This window comes from Wohlfahrtiimonas sp. G9077, assembly GCF_002252155.1.
GTDB lineage: Bacteria > Pseudomonadota > Gammaproteobacteria > Cardiobacteriales > Wohlfahrtiimonadaceae > Wohlfahrtiimonas.
The window spans coordinates 130,801-144,858 of the sequence record NZ_NEFD01000001.1; the positions used below are offsets into that span (position 1 = coordinate 130,801).

21 protein-coding genes are annotated in these 14,058 nt (G+C 40.8%); 19 read left to right on the plus strand and 2 right to left on the minus strand.

The window, feature by feature from the left end; translation table 11 throughout:
- Positions 1-527 precede the first annotated feature (527 nt).
- Both B9T20_RS00580 and B9T20_RS00585 read right to left on the minus strand, forming a co-directional pair.
- Entirely contained in the window at positions 528-1,487 is a 960-nt protein-coding gene (locus B9T20_RS00580) for a phage portal protein (protein ID WP_158520496.1), read from the minus strand.
- An 11-nt stretch (positions 1,488-1,498) separates the two neighbouring features.
- On the minus strand, positions 1,499-3,241 hold the full coding sequence (locus B9T20_RS00585; protein WP_158520498.1) for a terminase large subunit domain-containing protein: 1,743 nt from the start codon (positions 3,239-3,241) through the stop codon (positions 1,499-1,501).
- Between the two features lie 138 nt (positions 3,242-3,379).
- Here B9T20_RS00585 and B9T20_RS00590 point away from each other — a divergent pair, with 138 nt between their 5' ends.
- From B9T20_RS00590 to B9T20_RS00675, 19 genes are all read left to right on the plus strand, one after another.
- Positions 3,380-4,201 carry a GPO family capsid scaffolding protein gene (locus B9T20_RS00590; protein WP_094489332.1) on the plus strand — a complete coding sequence of 274 codons (822 nt, stop codon included), beginning with the start codon at positions 3,380-3,382 and terminating at the stop codon, positions 4,199-4,201.
- 9 nt (positions 4,202-4,210) lie between these two features.
- Positions 4,211-5,230 (plus strand): P2 family phage major capsid protein, encoded by a 1,020-nt coding sequence (locus B9T20_RS00595; protein ID WP_094489333.1) that lies wholly within the window; start codon positions 4,211-4,213, stop codon positions 5,228-5,230.
- Positions 5,231-5,240: 10 nt separating this feature from the next.
- Entirely contained in the window at positions 5,241-5,900 is a 660-nt protein-coding gene (gene gpM, locus B9T20_RS00600; RefSeq protein WP_094489334.1) for a phage terminase small subunit, read from the plus strand.
- A 93-nt stretch (positions 5,901-5,993) separates the two neighbouring features.
- On the plus strand, positions 5,994-6,452 hold the full coding sequence (locus B9T20_RS00605; protein ID WP_094489335.1) for a head completion/stabilization protein: 459 nt from the start codon (positions 5,994-5,996) through the stop codon (positions 6,450-6,452).
- Positions 6,449-6,655: a hypothetical protein gene (locus tag B9T20_RS00610; protein WP_094489336.1), complete on the plus strand. Its 207-nt coding sequence runs from the start codon at positions 6,449-6,451 to the stop codon at positions 6,653-6,655. The genes B9T20_RS00605 and B9T20_RS00610 overlap by 4 nt, the downstream gene beginning before the upstream one ends.
- A 2-nt stretch (positions 6,656-6,657) precedes the next feature.
- On the plus strand, positions 6,658-7,149 hold the full coding sequence (locus B9T20_RS00615; protein WP_233491466.1) for a M15 family metallopeptidase: 492 nt from the start codon (positions 6,658-6,660) through the stop codon (positions 7,147-7,149).
- Positions 7,150-7,158: 9 nt separating this feature from the next.
- Positions 7,159-7,368 (plus strand): hypothetical protein, encoded by a 210-nt coding sequence (locus B9T20_RS00620; protein ID WP_094489338.1) that lies wholly within the window; start codon positions 7,159-7,161, stop codon positions 7,366-7,368.
- Entirely contained in the window at positions 7,361-7,606 is a 246-nt protein-coding gene (locus B9T20_RS00625; protein ID WP_094489339.1) for a hypothetical protein, read from the plus strand. The genes B9T20_RS00620 and B9T20_RS00625 overlap by 8 nt, the downstream gene beginning before the upstream one ends.
- A gap of 119 nt (positions 7,607-7,725) precedes the next feature.
- Positions 7,726-8,088, plus strand: coding sequence for a hypothetical protein (locus B9T20_RS00630; RefSeq protein ID WP_094489340.1), 363 nt, complete (start codon positions 7,726-7,728; stop codon positions 8,086-8,088).
- The gene (locus tag B9T20_RS00635) at positions 8,085-8,441 is read left to right on the plus strand and encodes a phage tail protein (RefSeq protein ID WP_094489341.1); all 357 of its coding nucleotides are present in this window, start codon (positions 8,085-8,087) and stop codon (positions 8,439-8,441) included. The genes B9T20_RS00630 and B9T20_RS00635 overlap by 4 nt, the downstream gene beginning before the upstream one ends.
- Positions 8,431-8,865, plus strand: coding sequence for a phage virion morphogenesis protein (locus B9T20_RS00640; RefSeq protein WP_158520500.1), 435 nt, complete (start codon positions 8,431-8,433; stop codon positions 8,863-8,865). Before B9T20_RS00635 ends, B9T20_RS00640 begins: the two co-directional genes overlap by 11 nt.
- 1 nt (position 8,866) lies before the next feature.
- The gene (locus B9T20_RS00645; protein ID WP_094489343.1) at positions 8,867-9,499 is read left to right on the plus strand and encodes a phage baseplate assembly protein V; all 633 of its coding nucleotides are present in this window, start codon (positions 8,867-8,869) and stop codon (positions 9,497-9,499) included.
- On the plus strand, positions 9,499-9,873 hold the full coding sequence (locus tag B9T20_RS00650) for a GPW/gp25 family protein (protein ID WP_094489344.1): 375 nt from the start codon (positions 9,499-9,501) through the stop codon (positions 9,871-9,873). Before B9T20_RS00645 ends, B9T20_RS00650 begins: the two co-directional genes overlap by 1 nt.
- Positions 9,870-10,766, plus strand: a complete 897-nt coding sequence (locus tag B9T20_RS00655; protein WP_094489345.1) for a baseplate J/gp47 family protein — start codon at positions 9,870-9,872, stop codon at positions 10,764-10,766. The genes B9T20_RS00650 and B9T20_RS00655 overlap by 4 nt, the downstream gene beginning before the upstream one ends.
- Positions 10,753-11,319 (plus strand): phage tail protein I, encoded by a 567-nt coding sequence (locus tag B9T20_RS00660; RefSeq protein WP_158520502.1) that lies wholly within the window; start codon positions 10,753-10,755, stop codon positions 11,317-11,319. The genes B9T20_RS00655 and B9T20_RS00660 overlap by 14 nt, the downstream gene beginning before the upstream one ends.
- Positions 11,320-12,372, plus strand: a complete 1,053-nt coding sequence (locus B9T20_RS00665; RefSeq protein WP_094489347.1) for a hypothetical protein — start codon at positions 11,320-11,322, stop codon at positions 12,370-12,372.
- Positions 12,369-12,734, plus strand: coding sequence for a hypothetical protein (locus B9T20_RS00670; protein WP_094489348.1), 366 nt, complete (start codon positions 12,369-12,371; stop codon positions 12,732-12,734). Before B9T20_RS00665 ends, B9T20_RS00670 begins: the two co-directional genes overlap by 4 nt.
- A gap of 2 nt (positions 12,735-12,736) precedes the next feature.
- Complete coding sequence (locus B9T20_RS10100) at positions 12,737-12,886, plus strand: hypothetical protein (protein WP_158520504.1); 150 nt, start codon at positions 12,737-12,739, stop codon at positions 12,884-12,886.
- A complete protein-coding gene (locus tag B9T20_RS00675; protein ID WP_063503951.1) occupies positions 12,886-14,058 on the plus strand; it encodes a phage tail sheath subtilisin-like domain-containing protein in 1,173 nt (390 codons plus the stop codon). The genes B9T20_RS10100 and B9T20_RS00675 overlap by 1 nt, the downstream gene beginning before the upstream one ends.

Genomic DNA, 14,058 nt, shown 5'->3' on the forward strand with positions numbered 1-14,058 from the left:
GCGCGCTTTATGCAAAAAAGGCGTTTTTTTACGGCCAAAATTATGGCATAGGTGCGTAGAAGTGAACTATGGTGCGCAGTATTGCCAAAGGATTGCGCTTGATCACATCAATGATAAGCAACCAAATTGGGATTCTGATTTATTTCGGATATTTATATTACTTTTTTCTTTAAATTTTCCGTCCTTAAATATAGAGTTTTTAAAACTTGTGGGTATGTTTTAAAAGTAGTAATTTCAGTAACATTTTTTTATAAATCTTCCAAATACATTGCAATCACTAGCTTTTGAGAGATTCCAAAATGTAACATTTAAGTAACTTTTCTGTAATCAATATTACAAATAAGATGTAACATTTTTATTAAAAATAATCATTTAAATTCAAATAGATATATATTTTTGTAATCTGAGGTTACTAAAAAATACTAAAATGTTACATTTTTAAAATCTCTTGAAATGCAGCAATATCAATGATTTTGGTAAATATTACAAAATCAGGTTACTGATGTTACTCTTTTGAGAGACACCCCCTAGCTTTCTTCTAAGTCGTATTTGTCAAAATCAAATATCTTTTGGCCAAGTCGATGATTTACTGAGTAGAATTTTCGGATCATTGGATACAGCTCATTTTTGTAAAAGACTTTCGCAAATGGTGCAGGGTTACCAAAGCCACCAGCATTTGATGCTTGAATACTCATGAGCACCAATGGTACACGATGAACGGTGGCAATGTCATCACGTGACACATCTTTGATATTGACGAACTCATCTTTGGCAGCGATCTGGCTAATGGGAATCAGCTGCACAGAATCTTTATCCCCCTTTGGTAAGTGAACGAGCAGATTATTAAAGTTGCCTGACTGCTTTGTTTTTTTGAGCGTCTCTTCAATGGTCTTCATGCCCTTATCCGACACATGTCCATTGATAGCGAGTATAAATCCCGCATGTGATCCATTTTTGTAATATTTATAACGGAATAGGGTACCGGCATGGTTTAATGCAATATTGAGCATGGCGCTCAAATATGGCGGGATGCCATACACGTTTTGATTCACATCATAAGCTTTGACGTGAATCAGGTTGTTCTTTTTGATTTTCTCCCCAAAGTTTTGGAGAAAGTAATAATTACCATCTGTGCCAACGCGGGTATATTTGGCCATCACATGGCGATAGCGAATTGTATTGCCCACCAATGATTTAACAGGCTCAAGATAAGCATTGCCAAAAATCAGATAATCAGCAATGAAGGCTTCACACGATTCATAATCTAAAAAATGAGTATCTTTAAAAATAGAACTGAGGATGTTTTTTTTACAATCTAAAGCGGATTCATGATGGGTATTCAAACGAGGCAATTTGGTTAATGTGTCGTATGAAACGGGCGGGGCATAGTAACCATCAATGGTTTGGCAAGATAACATATCAATGAAATCGTGTGGGCTAAAAATCTCAGGTTCACCAATGTTAAATGTCACTACATCATTATTCATAATCATTCTCTCTATAAAACTACAATATGTTCATGTTCAGTATCGACCGTTGTACCATCGAATCGTTCATAGCCCAGCGCGTACATCGTTGCCCAACTTAAATCCGCATGCCCATGTTCTTCATCTCTCACAGATTGGAACGTGGCATATTGCTGTGATTTGGTCATGGCATTTTTGATGTTTAAAAAACTGGATAAAAGATCCTGCCAACCTGCATCAAATTCTATTTTGCGCTCACGAAATAGGGTTTTGGCTTGTAGGACAAATAAGGTTTTTAAGGATAGATCGCTTTGGTAACGCGTTAAGTTTGGATAGAAGTTTTCCACGCGTTCAGCGATCACCAATCCCATGTTTCTGGTATCAATGCCCAAATGCACGACGTTGTAGCGATCTGTGATTTCTTTGAGATAGCGCTCTTGATTGTCAAAGGAGACATCCTGCCAAAAGTGCTTTTCTAAAATGCGATACGGCTCATTTTTATTGGATGGAATGGCAACCACAACACACGCAGCACCATCATTGGTGCGGGCAGGGTCATAGCCCACAGCTACTTTTTTACGGCCAAATGGTTTATGGGGTTTGGTTAAAGGTTCAAAGTCTGTCCATTTCTCCCATGAATCCACCATACATGCGCTTAAATCATTAAAATTAAATGCGCTTTCCATATCATCAAAGAATTCAAACTCAAACAGCTTTGAGAATTGATCTGGCGTATAACGTAGACGCAAACTATCTAAATCCACTAAATCAAAACCGCCTGCAATCGCATCATGAATGGTGATGATCTTACGGAATTTACCATCTTCACACAGCCGCCCATTTTTGAGTGAGGCATGATCGACCTTAAAGGGTTTATTCTTTTTGTTTGAGTGGTATTCAGCAGCCGTCCAAAATTTATATGCAGGATGCTTTTTGCTAGAAGGTGTGGATAAATAATTAATGATAAAGTTTTTATGTGTCGCACATGCGGTCACAACGGTTTGCAACTCTTCAAAGCGAGGCATCCAAAAGAATTCATCACAGGTCACATCACCTGTATAACCTTGGGCAGTGTATGGATTGGCACCTAAAAAATAAAAGTTCAGATCATCTTTAAATTTAATGGCATCCCCGCCTGATAACTCAATGCCCGTCAGATTTTTAACAAAGGCCAACATGTAGCGTTTGGCTTGGAATGCTTGATTTTTACTAGCTGAAATGTAAATTTGATTGTGTTTGAGATTCACCAAACGGCGCAGGGCATAATAAGATAGAAAATAGGTAAAGCCAGCCTGTCGAGTTTTGCCAAAAATGAATTCAGCCGAACTCTTTTTACTGTTTTTATATTTTTCAATGTCTTGAATGATCTGCGTTTGGAAGGGGAAGAGATCCTTTAATCCCTCATTGATTTGGGATTGGAATTTTTCCCAATCGAATTGATCGCTATTGATTTGCGCACTGCGTTTTTTGCGTTGTGGTTTGGGTGAATAGATGTTTTTCATTTGTACGCCAAGCTCTTTAAACTCACGCAATTCATTTTCTGTTTTGGTGTTCTTCATCAGTAAACGAATGTATTTGAGCTGAAAAGCATCTTGGCAACGTGTGAAAAAATCCGCCTCATCCCATTTATCATTTTTGCGCCAATCGTAAATGGTGCTCTCTGGCGTGCCAATCATTTTGGAAATTTCAGATACGCGAAAGCCCGCGAAATAAAAGAGCCTTGAAAGTTCGCGTGGTTGGGTGTTTTCTGGTGTGATGAGCAATTCATTATTCATGTGCTCATTCTCTATGGTTACGCGTAAAAAATAATCTCGTTTGAGTTTGCAACCCTTGAGGGCAAACTGTAATGACGTGCGTTCTGTTGCCATTAACGTAAAAATTGAATCCTCTTTTGTACGATTAGGATTCTATTCATGAATAAAAAAACGAAATGGACACGGGTTGCGGTCAGTGGTCCCACCATTGATGGGCGAGAAATCACCCCACAACAAATCAATGAAATGGCTGCGTCATATAATCCTGCGGTTTATCAAGCAAACATTTGGATGGAGCACATCCGCAGCTCATACCCTGACAGTACTTTTGGCAATTATGGTCATGTTCTGGCATTAAAAGCAGAAGATTATGCAATCAATGGCACCACGCAGCGTGCATTATATGCAGAGATGGAAGTAACGCCAGCGCTTGTTGAGTGGAATGCCAAAAATCAAAAGAAAGGTTTTTCCATTGAAATTGCACCAAACTTTGCCAAAACCAATCAAGCATATTTATCAGGTTTGGCTGTGACCGACTCACCTGCCAGCCTTGGCACTGAAGCTTTGCAATTTAACATTCAAGTGCGACATAAGCCTGAGCACATTTTTTCAACTGCATTGGAATTTACGGGCATTGATTTTGTAGAAGATGACGATGTGGATGCCAATGAAAAAGGTTTATTTAAAAGCTTATTTGCGGGTCTGTTTGCGGCACAACGTGAACAAAATGAACCACCAAAACCCGCCCCAAAATTAGCAGAGTCAAACTTCTCACTTGAGTCATTAGAACGTGCTTTAACCCTATTTGCATCCAAGCAAGATGACGTGATTACAGAGCTCAAACAGCAAAATAAAGCGCTTTCAGACTCATTTACTGAACTTAAAACAGAGTTTGAATCATTAAAAAACACGCCAGAACCCAGTGCAAAACAGGAATTTGTCGCGGGCAATGGTGCCAATGAATATTTAGCAGATGTCTAAGGAAGAGTTATGAGCGAAGTTTTATTACAAAACACATTAGAGTGTTTAACCAATTACACATCACGTCAAGCGGAATTGCATGGCGTGGATGTTAAAGCCATTGAAAAGGGTCAGAAGTTTACCATTAACCCGCAAACTGAATATGTGTGGGTGGAAAAGGTGGCTTCAGAGGGCATTTTAAGTGAAGTGGACATTGATCTTTGTACAGATATGATTGTCAATGATCTAGGCTTTGGTCCTTCACAGTTGGTGTCAGGGCGCACAAATACTGACGATAAAGAGCGTGAAACAAGTGGTTTAGGTAAACCATCAGGCATTGTGTATACCGCTGTCAAAACAGATCATGACACGCATTTTACCTTTGCAGAATTGAACTCCTTTGCACGCACCAAAGAGATGTTCCAAAAGCGTTTACAAGATCGACGTTTAGAAAGTAAACGTGAAGACATGGAGCGCATTGGTTGGAATGGTGAAAAAGTTGCAGAGAACACCGATAAAAAAACCTATCCATTGGGGCAGGATGTGAACATTGGTTGGCTGCAACGCATTCGCACACATAAACCAGAACATGCCATCACTGAGTTAAATGGTGAAGCCATTAAAGTGGGCAAAGGTCAATTGATTGAAAACTTGGATCAATTGGTGGTTCAAGCATTGAGCTTAATCCCTAAACAATATCAAAAAGACCTTAAAGTTTATGTGTCTAGTGATTTATTGGTGGGTCGCCAAATGAAGTTATTAGAGAAATCAACCAACACTGAAACGGCACAGAAAATCACACAAGAAGCCTATTATGTCATCAATGGTTTGATTGCCAAAGCACCAGACTTTTTCCCTGACGGCACCCTTTTAGTGACGCGTCCTAAAAATTTAGCCATTCGCATTCAAAAAGGCTCTGTGCGTTCATCTTATGAGATGAATTCAAAGCGTGATCGTTATGAGAATTACAACACGCAAAATGAATTTTATGCATTGCATAACTATGAGCAAGCGGTGCTTGTTGAAAAAATCACCTTAGAAGATAAATAAGGGGGGATCTGTGTTTTATTTCAAACGAGAAAAAGAACGCAAGCTTGCAGAGTTGCAAGGCAACACAGCCATTCCAAATGAGATGGATCCTGAACAGCAGAATTTATTGGTGCGCTTAAAGCATGACTTATCTAGCTTACGCAGCATTTTGAGCTATGAAGAGAAAGAGCGCTTTAAAGTTGAACATCTTGAGGATTATCGCCATTGGGTGGAAGGCATTTTAGATAATCAAAATGCACCTGAAGATAAGATCACCTCTGAAATGTTCATTTGGGCAGTTGATGCGGGAGACATTGATTTTGCACTGCGCATTGCAACGTATTTGATGACAAACAATTATGATTTGCCACCGATCTTTAAGACCAATAAGGCAGGTGCCATCACGGAACAGATCACAAATCGGGCATTGAATCAAAAGCCAGATACAACGCTAGAACATTTATTGGCTTTGAATGATCTGATGATGGATGAGGATATGTTGGATGCCATTCGTGCGAAGTTAAATCGTGCCATTGGTGAGTTATCAGAAGAAAGTAATCCACAGTTTGCTTTGGCAGTTTGGAAGCGTGCGCTTGAATTAGATCCCGATGTTGGAATTAAAACACGCGCAAATAAGCTTGAAGCTGCTTTAAACAAGCAAGAAGAGACATCAACCGACAAAGTTGAATAACGAGCGTCACCACGCGGGGGCTTATGTTGGGAAGCTGATCATTGATATGACACGCGAAGTACCAGCATACAGCCCCGTCATTGGAGGAATGAGATGAGCTTTATTGGTCAGAATAGTAAAAACAGTGAATTGATGATCTCACGCTCTGGATTTTGGCCTGAGCTCGATGGTCAAAAGTTTCGTGTTGCAATGCGTATTTTAGACTCTGTTAAAAATGAACAAGTGGAAATGGCATTGTTGTCCGCCCTTGATTTGGTCATTTCTGAATTACGCGTCTTCAGAGCAAAGCATGCTGAGTATTTGACACTTGAAGCAGTCCCCTGTGATGAATTGGCGGGTAAAAGCCGTTATGTATTTAACTTTGAACGTGCAGTGTTCAGTGAAGGTAAGGCCAAACTTTTAGAAGATTTTCGGGACATGGATTTGACGCGTAAATCAGGTGAAGACCGCGCCAACCTCATCATGACCGAAGTTGATGAATTGCGCCGTGACCGGTGGAATGCTGTACGTACTTTTTATGATGAACCTGATGTGTTTGCGGTGTTGGTATGAGAAAGATCATTGCCAATGGCCAGCAAACCATAGATGCGGCTTTATATGCGGCCAGTGTACCAACTTCTCAATTTGATCAAGTGATCATGATGAAAGAGAACAGACATTTGGCAATGTTGTCAGCCATTTTACCTGCGCGCACGGTGATCTATTTGCCTGAGTATAAAGCGCCAGTCAAACAAACAATAAATTTATGGGATTGATGATGTTTAAGTTAGGACAAAAATCACGTGCAAATTTAGTGGGGGTGCATCCACATTTAGTGGCCATTGTTGAACGAGCCATTCAATTGACTCAACAAGATTTTCAAGTGTTTGAGGGTGTACGTACAGCCGCTCAACAAAAGCTTAATTATCAAAAAGGCACATCCACAACACTACATAACTCACGCCATTTGATTGGTAAAGATGGTTATGCTCACGCCGTTGATTTGGTGCCATTGATCAATGGTAAGTTGGCATGGGATTGGAATGGTTGCTACAAAATTGCTGAAGCAGTACGCCAGGCATCAATTGAATTAAATATTCCCATTCGTTGGGGTGGTGTATGGGATGCGTTGTTATCTGAGACCCGTAGCATGACCACAAAACAAGCACAACAATCTTATGTTGATAAACGCATGAGAAATAACCAACGCGCATTTGCTGATGGTCCACATTTTGAATTACCTCTCTCTCCACAATATCCACAGTTTTAGAGGGCAGACATGGAAAAGATTGATGATACAAAAGTCATGAGTTTAGGCGCGTTTGTGGTTGCCACCATTGTTTTACTTGTGATTGCGGTACGTGATCCAAATGCATTGGGTGAAATTTACTGGATCTATTGTTTGGCATTTGCAGGTTTGAAAGTGTCCAAAGGCATTGTGACCACGTTTCAAAAACGCGATGCCTTAAAAAAGGATGATCATGAATAGTTTTGTGTGGGGGCTAGGTGCGTTGGGTGTGGCTGCGTTGCTGATCAAACTTATGATGTGGCGCATCGCACAGTTAAAAAAGCAGCGAGATGAGGCAATCAAAGAGGGAAGCATTGCGCATGAAATCATTCATAACGTTAAAAAAGCGAACAACATTAAAGCGCGTCATGCTCAGTTGTCTGATGCTGATCGTATTGAGCGCATGCGCACCAAAGGTTATTTACGAAGTGAGAAATGACAGCTGGTGTCTCAGCTTTGATCCCATTTATGGTCATGAATTAGACACCAGCGGTACACAAGAACAATTAGAAAAGTACATGGATTTATATACATATTTTTGCAAAGAAGGCGGAAGCAATGGCAGTTGAGAGTCATCAAACAGTAACAATTCGGGAAGTGAATAAATCACTGCTGGCAATCCTAAGCACTTTTTTTGGCATCGGTATTGCCATTGCCACTTGGTATTTTTCGGCGAATAACAACAGATTGGACAAGTTTGCCAATGTGCAAAATGAAATGAATTTAAAGATTGAGAAGTTCAGTATTACCACTGAATTGACTGATCTGAAGGTCACAAAGTTGGAAAACCGTGCCGATGCATTTATGAGCAAGATGAGTGCCTTTGATAAGGAACTCTCTGAATCAAAAATGATTTTGAACAACCATGACCAGCTTTTAAAGAAACATGAGAACCAGATTAAGGAGCTCGAAAAACGATGAGAAAGCTCACATCACTGACCCAAATGCTTGAACAGTATGTGGATAAATCAAAATTTGATGTGTTCACAGATGAAGGCAAGATGACCAAAAGCAATGCCAAAGCTTTGGATTATCGTTTGAGTTATCGCGCCAATATTTACATTAATGATTTTGCAGGCGATGCATTGCTATTGTTCGCAGCCGTTGGCAAATGGATGAGTGAAAACGAAAGCAGAACAGGCGGTGATCAGTTTATGAGTTTTGAAACGGCATTAGAACGTGAAACAGATGCATTCATTGCGATTGAATTGCAATTAGTTGAGAACGTATCGGTCAAAGAAATTGATGGGGAGCTTGTCACCAATGCATGCTGATTTAGGGGCTTTACAAGATTTAATCAAAGCATTGTCACCCGTTGAGCGAAAGCAGTTGGCCAAAAGTTTGGGGATGGTGGTGCGTCGAAGTGCAGGGCAGAGAATTAAAAAGAACATTGATCCCGATGGTGCTGCATTTGTCCCACGTAAGCCACAAAAATACTCAATGAAGAAAGGCAAAATGTTTAAGCGTCTTTCTCAATTGCGTAGATTGAAAATCACCGCCACTGACCAAGGTGTCAATGTGCGATATAAAAATGCCTTAGATGGCTATATTGCAGGCGTTCACCACTTTGGTGAGTCTTCAATTGTGAATCGTAAAAAACGATTGAAATATAAATATCCAGTGCGTGAGCTGTTTGGCATCACAAACGATGATCAAAAAGCATTGGAAAGTGCTGTTAAACAACATTTAGGATTTTGAGATGTTACCGTCAGACATTCATAGAAAACTTCAAAACATGAACCCTGTGGGCAAGATCGTTGCTGTTGATTTAACGACTGCACCAGGTTTGGTGCGTGTTGAAATTGACCAGGGTGTTTATAGTGATTGGATGCCATGTGCGATGCCATTCATTGGCGGGACATGGATTTGGTGTGCGCCAAAAATCGGCGTCTCTGGCACTGTGATGATGGAAGGTGGTGAAGATGATGTGTGCCGTTTTCATCCCAATTATTTTGATGAAAGTAACTATCCTTATTTGTCTGAAGCTGACTTTAAGATCCATTTTGAGAATGGTGATGAAATTCACCACAGCGCAGAAAGTGGCACATTAACTTTAAACAGCTCTGCAAATGTGATTGTCAATACACAAGCCGCAGAGGTACATGCACCCATGATTATGTTAGATGGTGACACCACCATTGAAAAATCTCTCACGGTGAAAGGTTTTACGAATTTAGAAGGTGGCTTTGCAATGAGTGGTTCTGGCAAAGCGGGCACTGTGAACATTCCGATTGATTTTAAAGTTGATCCAACCATCAATGGCACGAAATATAGCCAGCATCATCACAGCGGTGTGCAAGCTGGTGGCGATCAAACAGGAGGTGTTGCGTGATGAGTCGAATCACGGGGCATGAAATCCCAATGAACCAACACATTCAGCAATCCATCATTGACATCATCACGACGCGCATTGGTTCACGCGTGATGCGTAGAGAGTATGGCTCTCTATTGCCTGAGTTAATTGACCGTCCTGCAAATGATGAAAACATGATGCAACTGATGAGTGCAACTGTGATTGCTTTATCCATTTGGGAGCCACGCATTACAGCAACATTTGTGAATTTTACACCTGTCTCTAATGCAGGGTTGGTGGATTTAGAGATCGCAGCAACCATTAAAGAAAGCGGTGAGCAGTTTTATATGAACCAACGTTTATTGCGTAATCCTGACGCGCTCAATGATTTTGTCAAAGGAGCATCTGCATGATTAATTTAGAAACATTGCCAACGCCAGAGGTCTTTTATGAGATTGATTATGAAAAAGAGTTATCGAACTTAGAAGATCAATTTCGTGTATTGAGTCCTGATTATGCAACGTTAGTGCTTGAGAGTGACCCCATTAAAAAGTTATTGGAACTTTCAGCCTATCAAACTGTTTTATTGAAAAACGAAATTAATGAGAAGCTCAAGCAAACCATGCTGGCATATGCCACACAAAATAATCTGGATAATATTGCAGCCAATACAGTAACAGAGCGTTTAATCATTCAGGCAGGTGATCCAAATGCCAATCCGCCCATCCCGACCATTTGGGAAGCGGATGAGGATTTACGTTATCGCGCACAAAATGCGCCCAAAAAATGGTCTGTGGCAGGACCTGCTCGCGCTTATGAATTATTGGCCCGTTCTGTGGATGGCAGAGTGAAAGAAGTGGGTGTGCATGCACATACACCCAAAGCGGGTGATGTGACATTAACCATTGTGACCCATGATCAAAAGGGTGTGGCTGATGAAGCATTGCTAAAGAAGATTGAAAACTATCTTGAATCTGAAGAGGTGGTGCCACTGTGTGATTCTGTGTATGTCAAGAAAGCAGAGTTTATTGATCAAGCCATTGAAATCACTGTGACGTATTACAAAGGTCAGGTGAAATCACTTGTGGATCACTCTGTACAACAACGCTTTGAAGCCTTGAAAAAGGATGTGGGGAAGCTTGGTGAAGCGCTGACACTCAATGCCATTCATGATATGGCACGTGCACCAGGTGTGCAGAACATTAAGATCATTGCACCGAAAGCGGATGTGATCGCGAAAGCGAATCAGGTGATCCGATTAACAGGGATCAAAATGAATGATGGTGGTTTCTATGCGTCCACATGAATTATTGCCCACATCTAGTACGCAATTAGAACGTGATTTAGCGGATGTGTGTGCTTTATCAATGCATGATTTTAGCTATGCTGCACTCAATAGTGCAGAGGATTGTCCAACTGAATTATTGGGATGGTTAGCATGGTCAAGAAGCATTGAAGATTGGGATGAATCATGGCCAGAAAATCGTAAACGCAAAGTGATTAGAGAGGCGCCTGCCGTTAGTTTGCGGGCAGGCACTGTGGCATCCATGCGTAGAGCAATGCGCTCTGTGGGCTTTGGTGAAATTGAATTCATTCGTAGAGGCAAGCGCCAACAACACGATGGTTTGTTTAAACACAATGGCCGCATTCGATATGCCAAGCAAACAAAAATGACATGGGCGCAATACATCGTGGCTTTTAAATCACCGCTGACAACTGACCAAATGGAAATGGCCAAAAGCATTTTAAATGCGACGGCACCAGCACGATGTGAATTGTTAGATGTGCAATATGCACGCCCGATGAAGCATGACAAAACATTTAAGCACAACGGTACTTATAGATATGGAGTGAGATAAATGCCTGAAATTTTAAAGAATATTAAAGCTGAAGATCGGCTCAAAAAGATTCGCATTGTCAGTGAAAATGATGATGTGATGGGCGGTCAGCCGGATGCCGATGGCATGAAAGAAAATGACAACAATGCCATTTTTGATTTGGCTTGTTCGGTGATGCATGCATTGGCAGAAGTTGCCAAAGTTGATCAAAAAGCCATCCCACAAATTTTGGATGCCTTAGGTGATTCACGCACAGCAGGTGCCAGTCAGCGCATTGTGAATGAAGTCAATAAACTTGCAAAAGCTGCCCAAACAGCTGCGAATCAAGCCAATGATAAAGCGAACACGGCACAAAGTAGAGCTGATAGTGCTTATAGCTTAGGGAATACAGCAAACAGTAACGCAAACACTCGACTTGAAAAGTCTAAAAATTTGAGTGATCTCACGAACGTAACAACAGCTAGAAATAATCTAGGATTAGGTAATTCAGCAACATTAAGCACTACATCAACACTGAGTGATCGCACAGATCAAGTTGCAACAATTAAAGTTGTCAATGATGCTAATCGCGCTGCAAGCAATGCACAAACAGCCGCGAATCAAGCCAACGACAAAGCGAACACGGCAAATACAGCGGCAGCAACAGCGGATAAAAAAGCGGTTATAGCACAGAATAAAGCAGATAGTGCTTATAACTTAGCTAATACAGCAAATGGTGCAGCTGCTAATGCTTTAAAGGTCGCTAATACTAAAACAACTGAGGCCTGGGTGAAGTCTCAAATTTCAGGAGCTACAAAAAAATGGCTAGATGTGACAAAACAAAGATCACTAAATACAAATTATACAAACAATGAGCAGTATCCCATTTTTTTAAGTGTGGTAATGGGCAGATCGAGAGATAGTGGGCTTGAAGTTTATATTGATAGCACTCTTATTTTTAGGCAGCAAGATACGTATCACGAGTGGGCATCAGCTTCGAGTGCTTTTTTAGTAATTCCGTCTAAATCAACATACATGGTAAAAAAAGCAAATGATAAGTCAGCAGGAATTGAAAAATGGAGTGAATTGCGATGAAACATTTTACAAATAAAAACACAAATGAAGTTTACGCATATGAATCAATCGAAGATGCTCAAAAATTCAATGAAGATTTTGAAAATTTAGTTGAGATGACTGATGAACAATTTATTCAGTTTAGAGACCATAAGCCAAAAGGTGGAATATGGACTACTGAAGGCTGGGTGATTGATGATGATTTGCTAGAGAAAGAAAAAGTTCAAGCATTACAATTGATATTACAAAAGCTTTTAGATGAGAAGTCATCACTTCAGTCAGATATGAACATGCATCTTTTGTTAGATGAAAAAGAAGAAGCAAAAGCAGTTGCTCAAAAAATCAAAGAGATTAATTCAGAAATTGAAAAACTCAAGGAGTAATCATGGAAGTCTTACGACAAATCCAAATCGGCGCTGTGCGCTATCGAAAAGGTGATGTGATTGACGTGAAGAAGCTCACCAAAGAGCAAGTTGAAAAGATGGTTCACGCAGGCTATTTGACGGATGGCAAGAATAAAAAAGGAGAGAAATAATGAGCACTGCATATTTACATGGTGTGCGTCTGACCATTGATGATCAGGCATATATTGAAACACGCATTATGGCAACAGATACGATTGGCGTTGTGTGTACCGCCGAAGATGCAGATCCTGAAGTGTTTCCGCTCAATCGTTGTGCTTTGGTCTTAGATATTAAAAAAGCGATTGCCAAAGCAGGGAATAAAGGCACGTTGTCAGAAACATTGCAATCGATTGATACAGAAGTGCGTGCGCCTGTTGTGGTTGTGCGTGTGGCAGAAGGCGAAAGCGAAGAAACGATTGCCAATATTATTGGCAAGGTGAATGAAGATGATAGCGTAACAGGTCTCAAAGCGCTGGCATTAGCACCCACTCAAGTGGGTGTGACACCGCGCATTTTTACCATTCCACTTTATGATAAATCTGAAGCTGTGGCCAAAGCATTGGTGGAGCATGCAGAACGTCAATATGGTTTTGCTTATATGAGCATGAGCCATTGTGAAAATATCGCAGATGCTTTGGTATACCGTAAGAAGTTTGCCAATAACTATGGCATGTTCTTTTATGGTGACATCATCAAGTTTAATCCACAATTGGCCGCAGAAGTTGAGCATTATGCGGGGCCGGCATTGGCAGGTTTACGCGCACGCTTAGATCAGGAAAAAGGCTGGCATTATTCCATTTCAAATAAGGTGCTCAAAGGTGTGACGGGTTTGACCAAAGAGGTGACATATAGCGGCATCAATGGCTATGGCACAGGTGCAAACACACTGAATGAAGCGGGTATTTCTTGCTTTGTGTTAGATGATGGCTACCGCACTTGGGGCAACCGCACCACCGCTGGACCTGATTCATCCATGTATTTTGAAGTCTTTGCACGCTCAAGCCAGGTGGCTGCCATAACTTTGGCCAATTTACTCAAAAACATGACACAAGATCAACCGATGAATCCTGCGCGTTTGGATCAGTTCAAACAACGCGGTGATGCCATTTTATATGATTGGCAGCGTGCAGGCCGTATTTTAGGTGGTGAGATTATTCTACACCCTGAATTAAATGGTGATGATGCATTGATGAGTGGTCGTCCTGATTGGTTACTTGAATTGACAGCAGTGCCACCGATTGAATCCCCAGGATTAACCGTGCGCTTATCCGATAAATTCATTAAAAATGCTGTAGGAGGTTAA

What these genes read in the sequence shown, in the direction of transcription:
- B9T20_RS00650 (WP_094489344.1), top strand. Translation starts at nt 9,499, where the DNA reads ATGAGTCGAATCACGGGGCATGAAATCCCAATGAACCAACACATTCAG.
- B9T20_RS00645 (WP_094489343.1), top strand. Translation starts at nt 8,867, where the DNA reads ATGTTACCGTCAGACATTCATAGAAAACTTCAAAACATGAACCCTGTG.
- B9T20_RS00675 (WP_063503951.1), top strand. Translation starts at nt 12,886, where the DNA reads ATGAGCACTGCATATTTACATGGTGTGCGTCTGACCATTGATGATCAG.
- B9T20_RS00615 (WP_233491466.1), top strand. Translation starts at nt 6,658, where the DNA reads ATGTTTAAGTTAGGACAAAAATCACGTGCAAATTTAGTGGGGGTGCAT.
- B9T20_RS00660 (WP_158520502.1), top strand. Translation starts at nt 10,753, where the DNA reads ATGCGTCCACATGAATTATTGCCCACATCTAGTACGCAATTAGAACGT.
- B9T20_RS00605 (WP_094489335.1), top strand. Translation starts at nt 5,994, where the DNA reads ATGAGCTTTATTGGTCAGAATAGTAAAAACAGTGAATTGATGATCTCA.
- B9T20_RS00610 (WP_094489336.1), top strand. Translation starts at nt 6,449, where the DNA reads ATGAGAAAGATCATTGCCAATGGCCAGCAAACCATAGATGCGGCTTTA.
- B9T20_RS00670 (WP_094489348.1), top strand. Translation starts at nt 12,369, where the DNA reads ATGAAACATTTTACAAATAAAAACACAAATGAAGTTTACGCATATGAA.
- B9T20_RS00595 (WP_094489333.1), top strand. Translation starts at nt 4,211, where the DNA reads ATGAGCGAAGTTTTATTACAAAACACATTAGAGTGTTTAACCAATTAC.
- B9T20_RS00655 (WP_094489345.1), top strand. Translation starts at nt 9,870, where the DNA reads ATGATTAATTTAGAAACATTGCCAACGCCAGAGGTCTTTTATGAGATT.
- B9T20_RS00630 (WP_094489340.1), top strand. Translation starts at nt 7,726, where the DNA reads ATGGCAGTTGAGAGTCATCAAACAGTAACAATTCGGGAAGTGAATAAA.
- B9T20_RS10100 (WP_158520504.1), top strand. Translation starts at nt 12,737, where the DNA reads ATGGAAGTCTTACGACAAATCCAAATCGGCGCTGTGCGCTATCGAAAA.
- B9T20_RS00580 (WP_158520496.1), bottom strand. Translation starts at nt 1,487, where the DNA reads ATGAATAATGATGTAGTGACATTTAACATTGGTGAACCTGAGATTTTT.
- B9T20_RS00665 (WP_094489347.1), top strand. Translation starts at nt 11,320, where the DNA reads ATGCCTGAAATTTTAAAGAATATTAAAGCTGAAGATCGGCTCAAAAAG.
- B9T20_RS00590 (WP_094489332.1), top strand. Translation starts at nt 3,380, where the DNA reads ATGAATAAAAAAACGAAATGGACACGGGTTGCGGTCAGTGGTCCCACC.
- B9T20_RS00640 (WP_158520500.1), top strand. Translation starts at nt 8,431, where the DNA reads ATGCATGCTGATTTAGGGGCTTTACAAGATTTAATCAAAGCATTGTCA.
- B9T20_RS00585 (WP_158520498.1), bottom strand. Translation starts at nt 3,241, where the DNA reads ATGAATAATGAATTGCTCATCACACCAGAAAACACCCAACCACGCGAA.
- B9T20_RS00635 (WP_094489341.1), top strand. Translation starts at nt 8,085, where the DNA reads ATGAGAAAGCTCACATCACTGACCCAAATGCTTGAACAGTATGTGGAT.
- B9T20_RS00625 (WP_094489339.1), top strand. Translation starts at nt 7,361, where the DNA reads ATGAATAGTTTTGTGTGGGGGCTAGGTGCGTTGGGTGTGGCTGCGTTG.
- B9T20_RS00620 (WP_094489338.1), top strand. Translation starts at nt 7,159, where the DNA reads ATGGAAAAGATTGATGATACAAAAGTCATGAGTTTAGGCGCGTTTGTG.